Below are 14869 nucleotides of genomic sequence, written 5' to 3'. Positions count from 1 at the left end.
AAACCAACGGACGTCGGACGGCCGACGCCCGCGGTGGCCCACGGGGACTTACCGGGCTAGATCAACATCGCCAACTCATGGGATCACCATACCGGTTCGCAAGAACTCGACAATCTCGCGGAAAATCCGGGCGGACGCTTGTGGGGTTGGTCACGGCGCGCCTAAGGTCACCTCACCCGCCACCACTCCCAAGGATCGCCATGCCTCGGAGAAGAACCGCTCTCACCTCCGCCGCGGTCGTCGGCCTCTCGCTGCTCGTCGCACCGACGGCGGCCGCCCAAGCCGCAACACCCACGAAGCCGATCGTCACCCGGGCCGCCCTCGACCCCGCGCTCGTCGCCGGCCGCGGTGCCGACGTCGACTTCCTCGAGCAGGAAGCCGAGAACGCCACCACCACCGGATCCGTCATCGGCCCGAGCCGGGCCGCGTACACCCTGCCGGCCGAGGCGTCCGGCCGGAAGGCCGTGCAACTCGCGCCCGGCCAGTACGTCGAGTTCACGCTGCCGGCCGCCACCAACGCGATCACCGTGCGGTACGCGCTGCCCGACGCGCCGACCGGCGGCGGCATCACCGCACCGCTCGACGTGACGGTGAACGGCAAGGCCAAGCGGGCCATGACGCTCACCTCGCAGTACGCCTGGCTGTACAACCAGTACCAGTTCACCAACGACCCGAACGCCGACCTGCTGCACCCGGACTGGTGGATCACCGAGTGCGCCTGCGTGCCCGCGCAGACGCCCGGGTTCCCCGGCATCAGCAAGCCGTTCCGGCCCATGCACTTCTACGACGAGCAACGCATGTGGCTCGACCGCACCTACAAGGCCGGCGACCGCATCCGGCTCACCGCGAGCGCTTCGGCTCCGTGGACCGTGATCGACCTCCTGGACACCCACCTCGTCGGTGCGCCGAAGGTGCGCGTCATCGCGTCGAATGTGCTCTTCTTCGGCGCCGATCCGACCGGCCGCAAGGACTCCGCCGACGCGTTCGACCGCGCGATCGCCTTCGCGCGACGCAGCGGCCTGAAGGTGTACGTGCCGCCGGGCACGTACCAGGTGAACCGGCACATCATCGTCGACAACGTGACGATCGAGGGCGCCGGCAACTGGTACACGGTGATCAAGGGCCGCGAGGTGGCGCTCGACACGCCGCTACCGGACGGTTCGGTGCACACCGGCGTCGGCTTCTACGGCAAGGCAGGCGGTTCATCGAATGTGCACCTCTCCGGGTTCTCGATCGAAGGCGACGTGCGGGAGCGCATCGACCTCGACCAGGTGAACGGCATCGGTGGCGCGATGAGCAACTCGACGATCGACGGGCTGCACATCCGGCACACCAAGGTGGGCATGTGGTTCGACGGTCCGATGACGAACATCCGCATCACCAACAACGTGATCGTCGACCAGATCGCCGACGCGCTGAACTTCCACACCGGTGTGACGAACTCGTTGGCGCGCAACAACTTCGTCCGTAACACCGGCGACGACGGCCTCGCCATGTGGGCCGAGAACGAGACCAACGCGGGGAATGTCTTCGACCACAACACCGTGCAGACGCCCACGCTCGCCAACGGCATCGCCATCTACGGCGGGCACGACAACACGGTGTCGAACAACCTCGTCGCCGACCCGCTGCGCGAGGGCAGCGGCCTGCACGCCGGATCGCGGTTCGGCGCCGAACCGTTCACCGGCCATCTCTGGTTCACGAACAACACCACCGTGCGCGCCGGCGGACTCGACCTCAACTGGAACCTCGGACTCGGCGCCATCTGGTTCTACGCCCTCGACGGCAGCATCGACGCCGACATCCAGGTGGTCGGTAACCACTTCCTCGACAGCACCTACAACGCCATCATGCTCGTCAGCGACTGGCCGGTGAAAGACCTCTACGCGATCTCCAACGTCAACTTCAGAAACACCCGCGTCGACGGCACCGGCACGTCGGTGGTCAGCGCCCGGGTGAAGGGTGCGGCGTCGTTCGAGAACGTCGACGCGCGCAACGTCGGCGCGGTGGGCGTCAACAACTGCGGTTCGTTCAACTTCCCGCCGACCGGGTCGGAGTTCGGCCTCACCGACCGGGGCGGCAACGACGGCGGTTGGTTGGCACCGTGGATGCTGCCCAACACGTTCACGTGCGACGACCGTCCCCCGGTGGTCGCGCCGCCACCACCCGCACCCTGGTAGCCGGAAAATGGGGGCGGGCCCGGCCCGCCCCCATCGGCTAGGCTGCTCACCAGCGCGTTGGGTGCGCGCCGCGACCCGCCGGAAGGCTCGAAGCCATCCCCGTCCTGATCGGGCCGTGCACCCGATCTGCCCGTGCGGGTCCGGGCACGAGCGAGGTGCTCCCATGAAGACGCTTCCCGACAATCCGAACATCGCGCACCTGCGGCGTCAGGCGAAGGACCTGCTCGCCGGCCTGCGCGACAGCGAGCCCGCCGCATCACTGGCCGACGCGCAGGCGTCGCTCGCCGAGCAGTACGGCTTCCGCGGCTGGCCGGAACTGAAAGCCGAGGTCGACCGCCGCCAGGGTGGTGCCGACATCGCCGATCCCGCGCTGGTACAGGCGATCTCAGAACGGTTCGGCCTGGGCGCGAACACCGGGGCGATGCGGTCGCTGGCCCGTCCCGATGAAATGGGACGCCGCTGGTTGCTCGACACCGCGTCGGGCCGCTGGGCGGTACGCACCGTCGACGGTGTCTACCCACCCACCGACGGCGAACCCGACGTCGCCCTCCAACGGGCGGCCGCCGCAGCGGGCGTCGTGCTGCCGGAACCCGTGCGCAGCACCGACGGCCGGGTCGTCGAGGAGATCCAGGGCAACCGGTGGCGGGTCTACCGGTGGCTGCACTCCGGACCGCCGCTGTCGGCACCGGTCAGCGCGCGCATCACCGCGGGCGTCGGCCGGATCCTGGCCACCCTGCACGGTCTGGCGCTGCCAGCCGACCGGATCTGCGGCTGGCACTCGATGCGGTTCACCCCGGTGGGCTGGCCGGAGCTGGTCGAGAAGGTGGCGGCCACCGGTGCCGGCTGGGCACCGGTCCTGGCCGGCGCCCTCGACACGCTCGAGCACCTCGACCGGCTGAGCGGCGCCGAGCCCGGGAGACCCGTCTACACCCACAACAGCCTGATCCCGGGCAACGTCCGCCTGGGCGAGCACGGAGCCCTGGTCATCACGGGCTGGGAGCACGCCGCCGGCCAGCCACCCGGCTGGGAGATCGGCGAGGCCCTCACCCACTGGGCCACGAACCCGAACGGCGGCGTTAACGTGACCGGCGCCCGCGCCCTGCTCGACGGCTACCGCGAGGTCGCCGGCACCCTGCCGCCGATCTCGTTCGCCGGCGCCGCCACCGGTCTCGCGAACTACGTCTTCGGTCAGATCGAACTCGCGATGAGCACGGGCGACGGTGAGCAGGTGCGCCTCGTCCGGCACCTGCTCACCCACCTTCCGAACCGGGCGGCCTTCACCACGCTGCGACACGTCGCAAGCGGCTGAGGTTCACTCGGCGGCCACCGCCGCAAGGATGTCGGCCCGTGCGGCACGCCGCGCGGGCCACACCGCCGCGACGACACCCACCAGCACCATGCCCGCGAGGCTGACCAGCACCAGCGGCACGGGCACGTCGACGACCCACACTTCCCGGGCCAGCATCACGTGCTGCAGCACCCCGCCGAGCGCCAGCCCGACGAGCACCCCCAGCACCCCGCCGTACCCCGTGATGACGATGCTCTCCAGCCGCACGGCCCGCCGCACGAACGCCTGCCCGGCACCCACCGCCCGCAGCACGCCGATCTCGCGGGTACGTTCCAGCACCGACAGCGCCAATGTGTTCACCACCCCGAACACGGCGATCACCAGCGCGGCGCCGAACAGCGCGTAGATCACCGACAGCACGAACTCGAACTCCGCCACCAGCCGCGAGATCACCTCCTCGCGGTCGCTGACCAGCACGTCGGGCCGGTCCTGGAACGCCTTCTCCAGCGCGTCGCGCGACCCGACCGCGTACACCGTCTCCACGTCACCCCGGTACCGCGACGGCACCAGCGACCGGTCGACGAACATGCCCGGCTGGCCCTCCCAGCCCGCGTACACACCGGCAACACGCACCTCACGGGAATCGTCGGCGCCGAACCGGAGGGTCACCCGGTCGCCCGGTTCCACGTGGAACTGGTCGGCGTACCAGCGCAGCAGCACCACGCCGCTGCCCAGGTCGCCGGAGCCGCGCTCGATCGGCAGGTGCAGCGTCGCCGTGAGGGCAGCGGGATCGACCGCGCTCATGCTCACGTTGCCGTGGTCCCAGTCGATCTGGGCGCGCGGCACCGCGAGCGACGCGGTGACGCCCGGCGTCGCGGCCACCGTCGTGGGCACGTCCGCCGGCAGTCGCGCGCCGTCGAGCGCGGGCTCGACAACCAGGGTGGACGCGGGAACCAGCCCGCGGATCGAGTCGCCGGCCACGGCCGTGAACGCCGTACCGACGACGGCGAACGCCGTCACCAGGGCGAGGCCCACCACGAGCGACGACGCCGTGGCGGCCGTGCGGCGCGGGTCGCGCACCGCGTTGCGCACCGCAAGCCGGAGCGCCGGTCCACGCGACAGCACCCGCGACAGCGGACGCAGCGCCGCACCCGCCATCAGCGGCGCGAGCACCAGCAGTCCGATCCACGCGACCAGCGCCCCGCTGACCGACAGCACCCGCATCGTCTCGTCGAGTTGCGTCCCCCCGTTCGCCGCGACCAGCGCCACCCCGGCCGCGACCAGCAGCAGCCCCACGACCAGCCGCACCCGCAGCGCCCGGCGCGGGATCGCCGCGTCGGACCGCAGCGCCGCGACCGGTGGCACCGCCGCGCCCCGCCGCGCCGAGCCCCAGGCCGACACCAGCGTCACCAGCACCCCGGCGGCGAACCCGGCCCCGATGCCGACCGGCGACACCGAGTAGACGACCGTCGACCCGGCCGTGCGGAACGCCGCCATCGCGAGCATGCCGAGACCCACGCCGAGCGCGGCACCCACGGCCGACCCGACCAGCCCGATCACCGCCGCCTCGGCGAGCACCGCCCGGCGCACCTGCCGCCGGCTCGCACCGACCGCGCGGAGCAGCGCGTACTGCCGGGTGCGCTGGGTGACCAGCATCGTGAACGTGTTGGCGATGACGAACACCCCGGCGAGCAACGCCACCGCCGCGAACGCCAGCATCACCTCGCGGATCGAGCGGGCGTTGTCGGCGGCCAGGTCGTCGCGCTCGGCGGCGAGTTCGGCGCCCGTGCGCACCGTGCGCACCGGCGCCGTGACCCCGCTGCCGGACGGGTTCCGGCTCCCGCCGATCGCCGCGGCCGCCGCGTCGGCGAGCGCCGCCTGCCCCGTGCCGGGCGCCGCCACCAGTTCGAGCCGGTCGAACCGGTCCCCGAAAAGCGCGTCGTGAAACGCCAGCGACGGCGTCGGCTCGGCGCCCAACGCGCGGTAGGTGAACAGGCCGGTGACCGTGAACCGCCGCGACGTCCCGTCGACGAGGATCACCCGGGCGGAGTCGCCGAGCTTGAGCTTTGCGGCGGCCGCCTCGGTCTCGCCGAGCGCCACCTCGCCCGGCCGCTCCGGCGCGCGACCCGCCGCGAGCGTGAACCGCTGCGACGGGTCCCAGTTGGTGCCGGCCCGGTCCGGCCAGACGCCGGCCAGCTTGCCGTCGGCACCGACCAGCGCGGCGTACCCGGCGTACACGCCCGCCACCCGCTCGACGCCGGGCAGGGCGGCCAGCCGGTTCCGGTCGTCGTCGGAGAACCTGGCTTCCGGCTCCCGCGCCTGCACCGCGACGTCGAGGTCGGTGCGGGCCGGCGCACCGGCGGCGGTGCGGGCGGTCGAGTCGGCGATCACCCAGGTGGCGACCATGAAGCCGACGCCGAGCACGATCGCGGCCAGCATCATGGCCAGCCGGCCCTTGTGCGCGCGCAGGTCACGCAGCATCGCGCGCAGCATCTAGACCACCCGCCCGTCCGCGAGGTTCACCACGTCGTCGGCGTAGCGGGCGGCGGCGGGGTCGTGCGTCACCATGATCACGGTCTGGCCGAGCTCGTCGACGCTGCGCCGCAGGAACGCCAGCACCTCGGCCGACGACGTCGAGTCGAGCGCGCCGGTGGGCTCGTCGGCGAACACCACGTCGGGCCGGGTGATCAACGCCCGGGCGCAGGCCACCCGCTGCTGCTGGCCACCCGACAGCTGCGCCGGTCGGTGGTGCAGGCGATCGCGGACGCCGAGCGCGTCGACGATCGCGTCGAGCACCGCGGGATCGGGCCTGCGGCCGGCCAGATCGAGCGGGAGCGTGATGTTCTCCAGCGCGTCGAGCGTCGGCAACAGGTTGAACGCCTGGAACACGAACCCCACGCGGTCGCGCCGGAGCGCGGTGAGCGCCTTCTCGTTCAGTGTCGACAGCTCGGTTTCGCCGAGAAAGATCTGGCCGCTCGTCGCGCGGTCGAGGCCGGCGGCGCAGTGCATCAGCGTCGACTTGCCGGAGCCCGACGGTCCCATGATCGCGGTGAAGCGGCCGCGGGCGAAGTCGACGTCGACGGCGTCGAGCGCGACGACGCGCGCCTCGCCGGCGCCGTACACCTTCGTGAGCCCGGCGACCCGCACGGCCGTGGCGGTAGTTGTCGTGGTCATGAACCGACCGTCGCGGAGACCCCCGGCCGGGCACGTCGGTCGATGGTCGATCGTCGCCTGCAACTTTGGTCGAATACCGCGCCCCGGCCCGGCGTGCCTACGCTCGTCCCGTGCGGGATCTCGGTCGTATCGGTGAGCGCGTCGCCATACCGGCGCTGCTCGCCGTCGCCGTGTTCGCCTTCTCGTTCCTGGCGCCCGGCCGGCCCACCGGCCGGCTCGACCAACCGACGCTCGACGAGCTGTACGGCGAGCGGATCATGGTGTTCGCCGGGTTCCTCGCGCTCGGTTGCGCCGTCGGTGCCTTGGTGGCGCGCCGCTGGCGGTGGCCGTTGTACGTGTTCGCGGTCCCCGCCTGGCTGATCTTCGGCTCGTGGGCCGGCCTGCTCACGGCGTCCTACTACGCGGCCGTCGCCCGGCGGCGGGTCGTACCGGTCTGCCTCGCGGTGATCGTCTTCACGAGTTACCTGGTCGCGGCGCTGACGGTCTATCCATTCCGCATCGAGTTCGCGATCTGGGCGGTCCTGTCGGCGGCGCTCACGGTCGGGCTGCCGACCGCGGTGGGGCTGTGGGTGCGCGAGCGCCGGCGGGTGTTCGCGGGCCTGACGGAACGGGCCGAGCAGGCCGAGCGCGAGCAGCAGGCCCGCAGCGAGCAGGCCCGGACGCTGGAGCGGGCCCGCATCGCGCGCGAGATGCACGACGTGGTCGCGCACCGCGTCTCGTTGATGGTTCTGCACGCGGGGGCGCTGGAGGTCAACGCGCCCGACGAGCCGACCGCGACGGCGGCCGCGCTCATCCGCACCACGGGACGCGACGCGCTGCAGGAGCTCCGGGCCGCGCTCGGCGTGCTGCGCTCCGGCGACACGGGGCAGGCGCCGCTGCCCACCCTCGACGACCTCGACAACCTGCTGGAGCAGAGCCGGGCCGCCGGGATCGCGCTCGACCGCACCGTGGAGGGTGCGCCGCGGGCGCTGCCTGCCACCGTCGAGCGCACGGCGTACCGGGTGGTGCAGGAGGCGCTCACCAACGTCCACAAGCATGCGGCCGACGCGGCCGCGTCGGTGGTCGTCCGCTATCTGCCCGACGCTCTGGAGGTCGCCGTCCGCAACGAGCCGTCGTCGGCGCCGTCCTCCCTGCCCGGCCTGCCCGGTAGCGGGGCCGGCCTGGCCGGGCTGCGGGAGCGGGTGGAACTGCTCGGCGGCACGTTCGAGGCCGGCCGGCGGCTCGACGGCGGGTTCGCGGTCTCCGCCAGGTTGCCGGCATGATCCGCGTTCTGGTGGTCGACGACGAGGCGCTGGTGCGCTCGGGCCTGCGGCTGATCCTGGAGGCGGCCGGCGACATCTCGGTGGTGGCCGAGGCGGTCGACGGCGCCGACGCTCTCCGTGCGGTCGAGCGGCACCGCCCCGACGTGGTGCTGATGGACGTCCGCATGCCCGGGATGAACGGGCTGGTCGCGGCCGAGAAGATCGGTGCCGCGGCGAAGATCATCATGCTGACGACGTTCGACCTCGACGAGTACGTCCACGCGGCGCTGCGCGCCGGCGCCGTCGGCTTCCTGCTCAAGGACACGCCGCCGCGCGACCTGGCGGCGGCGGTGCGCACCGTGGCCGCGGGCAACGCGATGCTCGCGCCGACGGTCACCAAGCGTCTGATCTCCTCCTACGCCGACCAGCGCCCGTCGCGGGCCGACGAGGCCCGGCGGCTACTGGCGAGCCTCACCGGGCGGGAGGACGAGGTGATCCGGGCGGTCGGGCGCGGGCTGTCGAACGCCGACATCGCCCGCGAGTTGCAGATGAGCGAGGCGACCGTGAAGGCGCACGTCAGCCGGTCGCTGGCGAAGCTCGGGCTGACCAACCGCGTGCAGGCGGCGATCCTGGTGTTCGAGTCAGGCTCTTAGGTAGGTCAACACGGCGAGGACCCGGCGGTGGCCTTCCTCGGCCGGCAGGTCGAGTTTCATGAAGATGTTGCCGATGTGCTTGGCCACGGCCGCGTCGCTGATGCCGAGCGCCTGCGCCACCTGGGGGTTCGAGCGGCCCTCGGCCATCTGACCCAGCACCTCGCGCTCGCGCGGCGTGAGCCGGTCGAGCGGGTTGGCGGTGCGCTGCCGGCTCAGGAGTTGGCGCACGACGTCCGGGTCGATCACGGTGTCGCCGCCGGCGACGCGGGTCACGACGTCGGCGAAGTCGGCCACCGCGCCGACGCGGTCCTTGAGCAGGTAGCCCACGCCCGCCTGGCCGGTGGGGCCGAGGAGTTCGGCCGCGTACGCCGTCGCGGCGTACTGCGAGAGCACGAGCACGGCCGCTCGTGGATCGCTGGCGCGGAGTGTGACGGCGGCGCGCAGGCCCTCGTCGGTGAAGCCGGGCGGCATCCGGACGTCGGTGATGACCAGGTCGGGGCGGTGCTCGCGGGCGGCGGCGACCAGCGCGTCGCCGTCGCCGACCGCCGCGACCACGGTGTGGCCGAGACCCTCCAGCAGGCTGACGAGGCCCGCACGCATCAGCGTGGAGTCCTCGGCCAGCACTACGCGAAGAGGCACGGAAGGTCGATCCGGATCATCGTGGGGCCACCTTTCGGGCTGCTGATCTCCAGGGTGCCATCCATGACGGCGACGCGGTCGCCCAGCCCACGCAGGCCGGTGCCCAGCGCCGGATCGGCACCGCCCCGCCCGTCGTCGATGATCGCCACCAGCAGCCGCCCCTCGGCGAGTCCACCGGTGATCTGCACGTGGCTCGCGTCGGCGTGGCGTACCGCGTTGGTGAGCGCCTCGGAGACCACGAAGTACGCGGCCGACTCGATCGGCGTCGGTAGCCGGCCCGGCAGCGCGAGGTCGACCTCGACCGCCAGCGGGCACCGCTCCGCGAGCTCCCGCACCGCCTCGACCAGGCCGAAGTCGGTGAGAATCTGCGGGTGGATGCCGCGGATGTGCTCGCGCATCGACGCCAGCGCCAGCCGCGCCTGCTCGTTGGCCTCGCCGACCAGGTTCGCCGCCTGGCCCGGCGTGCCGGCGAGCTCCACCTGGGCGAGGCCCAACTTCATGGTCAACAGCACGAGGTGCTGCTGGGCGCCGTCGTGCAGATCGCGCTCGATGCGACGGCGCTCGGCCTCGAACGCGTCGACCAGCCGGGTGCGCGACTGCGCCAGCTCGCGGACCTGGTGCTGCAGGTCGGCGTCGGTCGGCACCAGCAGCCACTTGGCCAGCTCGGCCTGCGCACCGGCGAGCACGCTGATGCCGTACACGGTGACGATCGTGCCCGGCACGCCGACCACGCCGCTGAGCAGGAACAATTCACCGATCGAGTTCAGCGAGCGCCCGATGAACTCGACGTCGACCGCGTCGCCGTCGAGCAGGTAGATAAACGGGATCGCCACGAACAGCAGGAAGAAGCCGAGGACCGAGAGCGCGATCAGGTCGACGATGCTGAGGGCCAGCCCCATCGTCACCGCGTAGGCCAGCTCCCGCCAGGTGGCCGCCTCGGTGACCCGCCGCTGCAGCCAGTCGAGGCCGAACGGCATCCGCAGGTGCGGACTCGGGATCGGTTTGCGCTCGATGATGCGCAGCCGCCACCGTTCCACCACGCCGACCGGTATCCCGATCAGCAGCAGCGCCGGCGGGACGGTGCCCAACGCGATGAAGGCCAGGAACCCCAGGAAGCAGCTGACGAGCGTACCGCCGACGTACACCAGGGCGCGCCACGGCCAGGACGACAGCAGGAACCGCACGGGGTTGCCGGCCATCGCCCGCCACAGGGTCGCCGGTTGCTGAGTGGAACTCATGCCCTTGACGCTACGAACCGGAAGCCGCCCGCGCGATGGAGTACGGCGGCGGCTCTGTGATCCACCGTCCGCTACCGGTGGGGTAGAGCATGCTCTACCCCACCGGCCTCGTCCCGCGATCCTGAACGGTCTGGGCGGTTGCGCCCAAGATCGTGGAATGCTCCCCCCGGAGCGGTCAATCGACCGGTCCCACGCACAGGACGAAGTCCTTCGTGGATCCCGGTGCGTCCTGCGACAGCGAGAAGGTCGCGTCGGTGGTGTCGCAGACCGAGTCGTCGAGCGTGCCATTCTTGCGGAGCAGCACCTTCTGGGCGCCCGGGTCGGTGCACTTGGCCTTCTCGACCTTGTTGTCGTCGGCCTCGTCGACGGTGAGGCAGTCGCCCTGCTTGTAACCGGAGAGGTCCCCGCTGACCTCCTGCTCGCCGCCCGGCTGCGCCGGACCCGACGGCACCGCCGACGCCTGCCCCGGCGTGGCCACCCCGGACCCACCTCCCGACGGCGACGTCGCGGCCGCCGGCCGGTCCGCCCCGTCGGCCGGCGTCTCCTCGGCGACGAAGAAGAAGTAGGCCGCCGCGCCACCCCCGATGCACAGCACCAACACGACGGCCAGCACGCCCAGCACGATCGGCAGCCCGCCGTTGCTGCGCCGGGCGGGCGGCGCGGCCGGCCCGCCCTGGCCGGGGACGGCGTACCCGGTGCCGGGCGCCGGGCCGGGCCCGAACCCGGCGGTGTCCAGGGGCGGGAACGAGTCGCCCCCGGACGGCGGCAGCACGGGCACGGGACTCGGCGCCGGCGGCGCAAACCCCGGCCCCGGACTCGGCCGGCCGTACCCCGCAAACTCCGACGCCGCCCCCGGACTGGGCCGGCTGGGCGCCGCGGATTCCGGCGCCGGCGGCGCATGCCCCGGCGCCGACCCCGACGGCGCATACCCCGGCCCAGGCTGGCCAGGCGGCACGGCTCCCGGCCCCGGGCTGGGCGGCGGGAACCCCGGCCCCGGGCTGGGCCGGCTGGGTGCCGCGGATTCGTGCCCTGGTGGCGGAAACCCCGGCCCCGGGCTGGGCCGGCTGGGCGCCGCAGACTCCGGCGCCGGCGGGGCATACCCCGGCCCTGGCGGCTCCTGGGCACGGTAGGACGCCGCATAGTAGGTCGAGCCCGACGGCCGGGGCGTCCCCTGCATCGACATCCGTAGTCTCCTGGTCATTCTGAGTTACACGCCCCGTTGCGCAAACCACGGGATTCTGAGAAGACCGGCCACACGCCCACCACACGCTGGCCACACGAGACTCAACGATCAACACCGCGCCGGGTGCCGATCTTGGACGCCAGTGGGTGCCATAACACCTTCGGGAGTCCAAGATCCGCAAATCGGGCGCCGGCGGCAGGCCAAGATCGCCGTTGGGGCGGGGCGCCGATATAGTACGGTCCGAAGTTCCACGCCTGTCGATGCAGAAGCCGCCGGGAGTGACGGTGAAGTACGGAGTCCTCGGGCCGCTGAGCGTCTGCTCGGACGACGGCGTGGAGGTGCCGCTCCGGAGCCGCCTGGAACGTACCCTTCTGGCCGCTTTGCTCGTTCGGGCCGGGCAGGTCGTCACGGTCGGACAGCTGGTCGAGACGCTGTGGGCCGACCGCCCGCCATCGAGTTACGCGTCGAACCTGCAGACCTACATCTCCCGCCTGCGCGACCGGCTCACCCGGACCACGATCGAGCACGCCAACGGCGGCTACCGTCTCACCGTCCCGGATGAAGATCTTGATCTTGCGCGCTTCCGGCAGGAGGCGAAAGCGGCTCACGCGGAGAGCGGCGAACAGGCGGTCGAGAGGTTCCGGGCCGCCCTCAAGGAGTGGCGCGGGCCGATGCTCGCCGGCATGTCGATCCCGCTGCTCGCCTCCGACATCGCGCACTGCGACCTGGAACGCCTCGACGCCGCCGAGGACTGCGCCGACGCCCACCTCGCCGCCGGCCTGCCGGTGACGAACCTCCTGCCGGAACTGCGGCAACTGATCGCCGAGCATCCGCTCCGGGAGCGCCTGCACGGGCTGCTGATGCGGGCGCTGTGCCGGGCCGGCCGACGCGCCGACGCCCTCCTCGCCTACCAGCACGCCCGCGACCTGCTGGTCAACGAACTGGGCATCGAGCCGGGCGCCGCGTTGCAGCGGCTGCACCAGGCGATCCTCAAGGGCGAGGACGACGAGCCGGCGCCTACGAACACGTTTCCGGTCTGCCAGCTTCCGCCGACACCGGCGGGGTTCGTCGGGCGCCAACAAGAGATCAGCAGGATCGCGAGGCTGCTGCGACCGGGCGCGATCGTCCCCGTCGTCGCCCTGTCCGGCCAGCCCGGCGTCGGCAAGAGCACCGCGGCCGTGGTCGCCGCGCACACGATCCGCGACGCGTTCCCCGACGGCCAGATCTTCATCAACCTGGCCGGCGCCTCGGCCGCACCCCGCGACGCGGCCGGCGCGCTCGCCGACATCCTGCGCAGCCTCGGCGTCCCCGGCCCGGCCATCCCCGACGACCTCGGCGCGCTGACGGCCACCTACCGGGCCAAACTCGCCGACCGCCGCGTGCTCGTGCTGCTCGACGACGCCGCCGACCCGGCCCAGATCCGTCCGCTGATCCCCGGCACCGGCGGCAGTGCCGTGCTGGTCACCAGCCGGCGACTGCTCGGCGGCCTGGTCGAGGCGCGGCACGTGCACCTCGACCCGCTCACCGATCCGGAGGCGCAGGAACTGCTCGCGCACATGGTCGGCGCCGAGCGGATGGCCCGGTCGCCCGCCTTCGCCGCCCGCATCGCCGACGCCTGCGGCAATCTTCCGCTCGCGCTGCGCATCGCCGGCATCCGGCTGGCCACCCGCGGGCTCACCGTGGAGGCGCTGGCCGAGCGGCTCGGCGACGAGCGGCGCCGGCTGGGCGAGCTCATGGTCGGCGACCAGCAGGTCCGGGCGAGCATCGCGTTCAGCGTTGCCGCGCTCTCGCCGCAGGCCCGGGCGGCGTTCGCGGCGCTCGGCCCGGTCGGCCCGCGCAGCGTCGCGGCGTGGCTGGTGTCAATGCTCGTGGACGCGACGAGCAGCGACGCCGTTGTCGAAGAGCTCGTGGAGGCGGGCCTCCTCACTCCCGACGGGGCCGGCCCGGACGGCGAACCGCGCTACCGGCTGCACGACCTGCTCCGGCTCTACGCCGAGGACCTGCCGAACGACGACCCGGCGGCGCGGGCGCGGGTCGTCACCGCCGTGCTGTGGGCGTCCGATATCGCTTCGCGCAATCTGCCGCGGACCGTGACCTGGGCCCGGGCCGCGACCACCGCGGGCCCGGCCCGGCTGCCCGACGGCCTGGCCGAGCGGCTGCGCGCCGCGCCCGGCGAATGGCTCGACGCCGAGGTCGACCTGCTGGTCGACTTCGTGCTGCAGGTGGCCGACGACGACGCGGCGCTGGCGCTGGCCGAGCGGCTGGCGCCGTTCCTGTGGGCGCGCGGATCGTGGACGCGGCTGCGCGAGGTGCTCGCGGTGGCCGGCCGGGCCGCGACGCGTGCCGGCGACCGCCGCGGGCTGGCCTGGGCCGACCTGATCAACGGGATCCTGCGGCTGGTGCGCGGCGAGGTCGCGGCGGCGGCCGAGCACTTCGCGCGGAGCCTGTCGCGGTACGAGCGGCTCGGTGACGCGCACGGGCTGGCCTGCGTGCTCAGCGACCAGGCCGTGCTGTACGGGTACCAGGAGTACGCCGAGCGGGCCATCGCCGCGGCCGAGCGCGCCCGGGAGCACTTCGCCGCCGCCGACGACCCGCTGGGTGCGGTGATCGCCGCGCCGGCGCTGTCGGCGGCGCTGCGCGGGCTGGGGCGGTTCCCGGCGGCGCTGGAGGTCGACCGGCGGGCGGTGGCGCAGGCCCGGGTGCTCGACGCGGCCGACATCGTGCTCGGGCGGTGCCTGAACTCGCTGACCGTCAGCGAACTGTTGAGCGGTGCGGCCGCGCAGGCGCACGACGCGGCCACCGAGGCGGTGCGGCTGCTGCGCCCCACCGGCGACCGGTACGTGTACCTGGCCGCGCTGCGGCAGTTGGCGACGGCCGCGGCCGGCCTGCGGCGGCGCACCGAGGCGATCCGGTTGCTGCGGGAGAGCCGCGACCTGGCCACCGAGCTCGGCGACCTGCTCGGCCGGACGAGCCTCGACCGCGACCTCGCCGTGAGCCGGATCGGCGACGGCGACCCCGCGTCGGCGGCCACCGGGCTGGAGCGCTGCCTGGTGGAGTTCGAGCGGATGGACATCCCGAGCGGCCAGGCCACCACGCTGACCATGCTGGCCCGGGCCTACGACGAGCTGGGCAAGGGCACCGAGGCGCGCAACGCCCGGCGGCGGCTGAACGAGGTCCGGCGCGACCCCAGAGATCTACGGACGCCGATGCTCACCGAGATCATGATGCAGCTCGCCGAGAGGGTATGACTTTTTGTCATACCCTCTCGGTAAC

10 protein-coding genes are annotated in these 14869 nt (G+C 72.9%); 5 read left to right on the top strand and 5 right to left on the bottom strand.

The features are described from left to right. Positions 1 to 200: 200 nt before the first annotated feature. Positions 201 to 2180, top strand: a complete 1980-nt coding sequence (locus tag Vau01_RS50950) for a glycosyl hydrolase family 28-related protein (protein WP_204008517.1) — start codon at positions 201 to 203, stop codon at positions 2178 to 2180. Between the two features lie 163 nt (positions 2181 to 2343). Then, on the top strand, positions 2344 to 3489 hold the full coding sequence (locus Vau01_RS50945) for a phosphotransferase enzyme family protein (protein WP_204008516.1): 1146 nt from the start codon (positions 2344 to 2346) through the stop codon (positions 3487 to 3489). A gap of 3 nt (positions 3490 to 3492) precedes the next feature. Here the strand turns inward: Vau01_RS50945 and Vau01_RS50940 are convergent, their stop codons facing one another. Beyond that, positions 3493 to 5961 carry an ABC transporter permease gene (locus Vau01_RS50940; protein WP_204008515.1) on the bottom strand — a complete coding sequence of 823 codons (2469 nt, stop codon included), beginning with the start codon at positions 5959 to 5961 and terminating at the stop codon, positions 3493 to 3495. Beyond that, positions 5962 to 6642 carry an ABC transporter ATP-binding protein gene (locus Vau01_RS50935; RefSeq protein WP_204008514.1) on the bottom strand — a complete coding sequence of 227 codons (681 nt, stop codon included), beginning with the start codon at positions 6640 to 6642 and terminating at the stop codon, positions 5962 to 5964. A gap of 110 nt (positions 6643 to 6752) precedes the next feature. Here Vau01_RS50935 and Vau01_RS50930 point away from each other — a divergent pair, with 110 nt between their 5' ends. Together Vau01_RS50930 and Vau01_RS50925 are read left to right on the top strand one after the other, a co-directional pair. Next, on the top strand, positions 6753 to 7904 hold the full coding sequence (locus Vau01_RS50930) for a sensor histidine kinase (RefSeq protein ID WP_204008513.1): 1152 nt from the start codon (positions 6753 to 6755) through the stop codon (positions 7902 to 7904). Further along, the gene (locus Vau01_RS50925) at positions 7901 to 8536 is read left to right on the top strand and encodes a response regulator (protein WP_204008512.1); all 636 of its coding nucleotides are present in this window, start codon (positions 7901 to 7903) and stop codon (positions 8534 to 8536) included. The genes Vau01_RS50930 and Vau01_RS50925 overlap by 4 nt, the downstream gene beginning before the upstream one ends. On the opposite strand, the gene Vau01_RS50920 is transcribed toward Vau01_RS50925, so the two are convergent. From Vau01_RS50920 to Vau01_RS50910, 3 genes are all read right to left on the bottom strand, one after another. Next, positions 8525 to 9136, bottom strand: coding sequence for a LuxR C-terminal-related transcriptional regulator (locus Vau01_RS50920; protein ID WP_239152626.1), 612 nt, complete (start codon positions 9134 to 9136; stop codon positions 8525 to 8527). The genes Vau01_RS50925 and Vau01_RS50920 overlap by 12 nt on opposite strands. Before the next feature lie 23 nt (positions 9137 to 9159). After that, the gene (locus tag Vau01_RS50915) at positions 9160 to 10413 is read right to left on the bottom strand and encodes a sensor histidine kinase (protein ID WP_204008509.1); all 1254 of its coding nucleotides are present in this window, start codon (positions 10411 to 10413) and stop codon (positions 9160 to 9162) included. 175 nt (positions 10414 to 10588) lie between these two features. Continuing rightward, positions 10589 to 11191 carry an LppU/SCO3897 family protein gene (locus Vau01_RS50910; protein ID WP_204008507.1) on the bottom strand — a complete coding sequence of 201 codons (603 nt, stop codon included), beginning with the start codon at positions 11189 to 11191 and terminating at the stop codon, positions 10589 to 10591. 689 nt (positions 11192 to 11880) lie between these two features. Between Vau01_RS50910 and Vau01_RS50905 the strand changes: the two genes are divergently transcribed. Further along, a complete protein-coding gene (locus Vau01_RS50905; protein ID WP_204008506.1) occupies positions 11881 to 14844 on the top strand; it encodes an AfsR/SARP family transcriptional regulator in 2964 nt (987 codons plus the stop codon). Positions 14845 to 14869: the final 25 nt, after the last annotated feature.

Source organism: Virgisporangium aurantiacum, assembly GCF_016863635.1.
Taxonomy (GTDB): Bacteria; Actinomycetota; Actinomycetes; order Mycobacteriales; family Micromonosporaceae; genus Virgisporangium; species Virgisporangium aurantiacum.
This window is presented reverse-complemented; position numbering and strand designations above follow the sequence as displayed.

Excerpts from the sequence above, each read along its gene's own strand:
- Vau01_RS50950 (WP_204008517.1), top strand. The coding sequence starts at position 201 with ATGCCTCGGAGAAGAACCGCTCTCACCTCCGCCGCGGTCGTCGGCCTC.
- Vau01_RS50945 (WP_204008516.1), top strand. The coding sequence starts at position 2,344 with ATGAAGACGCTTCCCGACAATCCGAACATCGCGCACCTGCGGCGTCAG.
- Vau01_RS50940 (WP_204008515.1), bottom strand. The coding sequence starts at position 5,961 with ATGCTGCGCGCGATGCTGCGTGACCTGCGCGCGCACAAGGGCCGGCTG.
- Vau01_RS50935 (WP_204008514.1), bottom strand. The coding sequence starts at position 6,642 with ATGACCACGACAACTACCGCCACGGCCGTGCGGGTCGCCGGGCTCACG.
- Vau01_RS50925 (WP_204008512.1), top strand. The coding sequence starts at position 7,901 with ATGATCCGCGTTCTGGTGGTCGACGACGAGGCGCTGGTGCGCTCGGGC.
- Vau01_RS50920 (WP_239152626.1), bottom strand. The coding sequence starts at position 9,136 with ATGCGTGCGGGCCTCGTCAGCCTGCTGGAGGGTCTCGGCCACACCGTG.
- Vau01_RS50915 (WP_204008509.1), bottom strand. The coding sequence starts at position 10,413 with ATGAGTTCCACTCAGCAACCGGCGACCCTGTGGCGGGCGATGGCCGGC.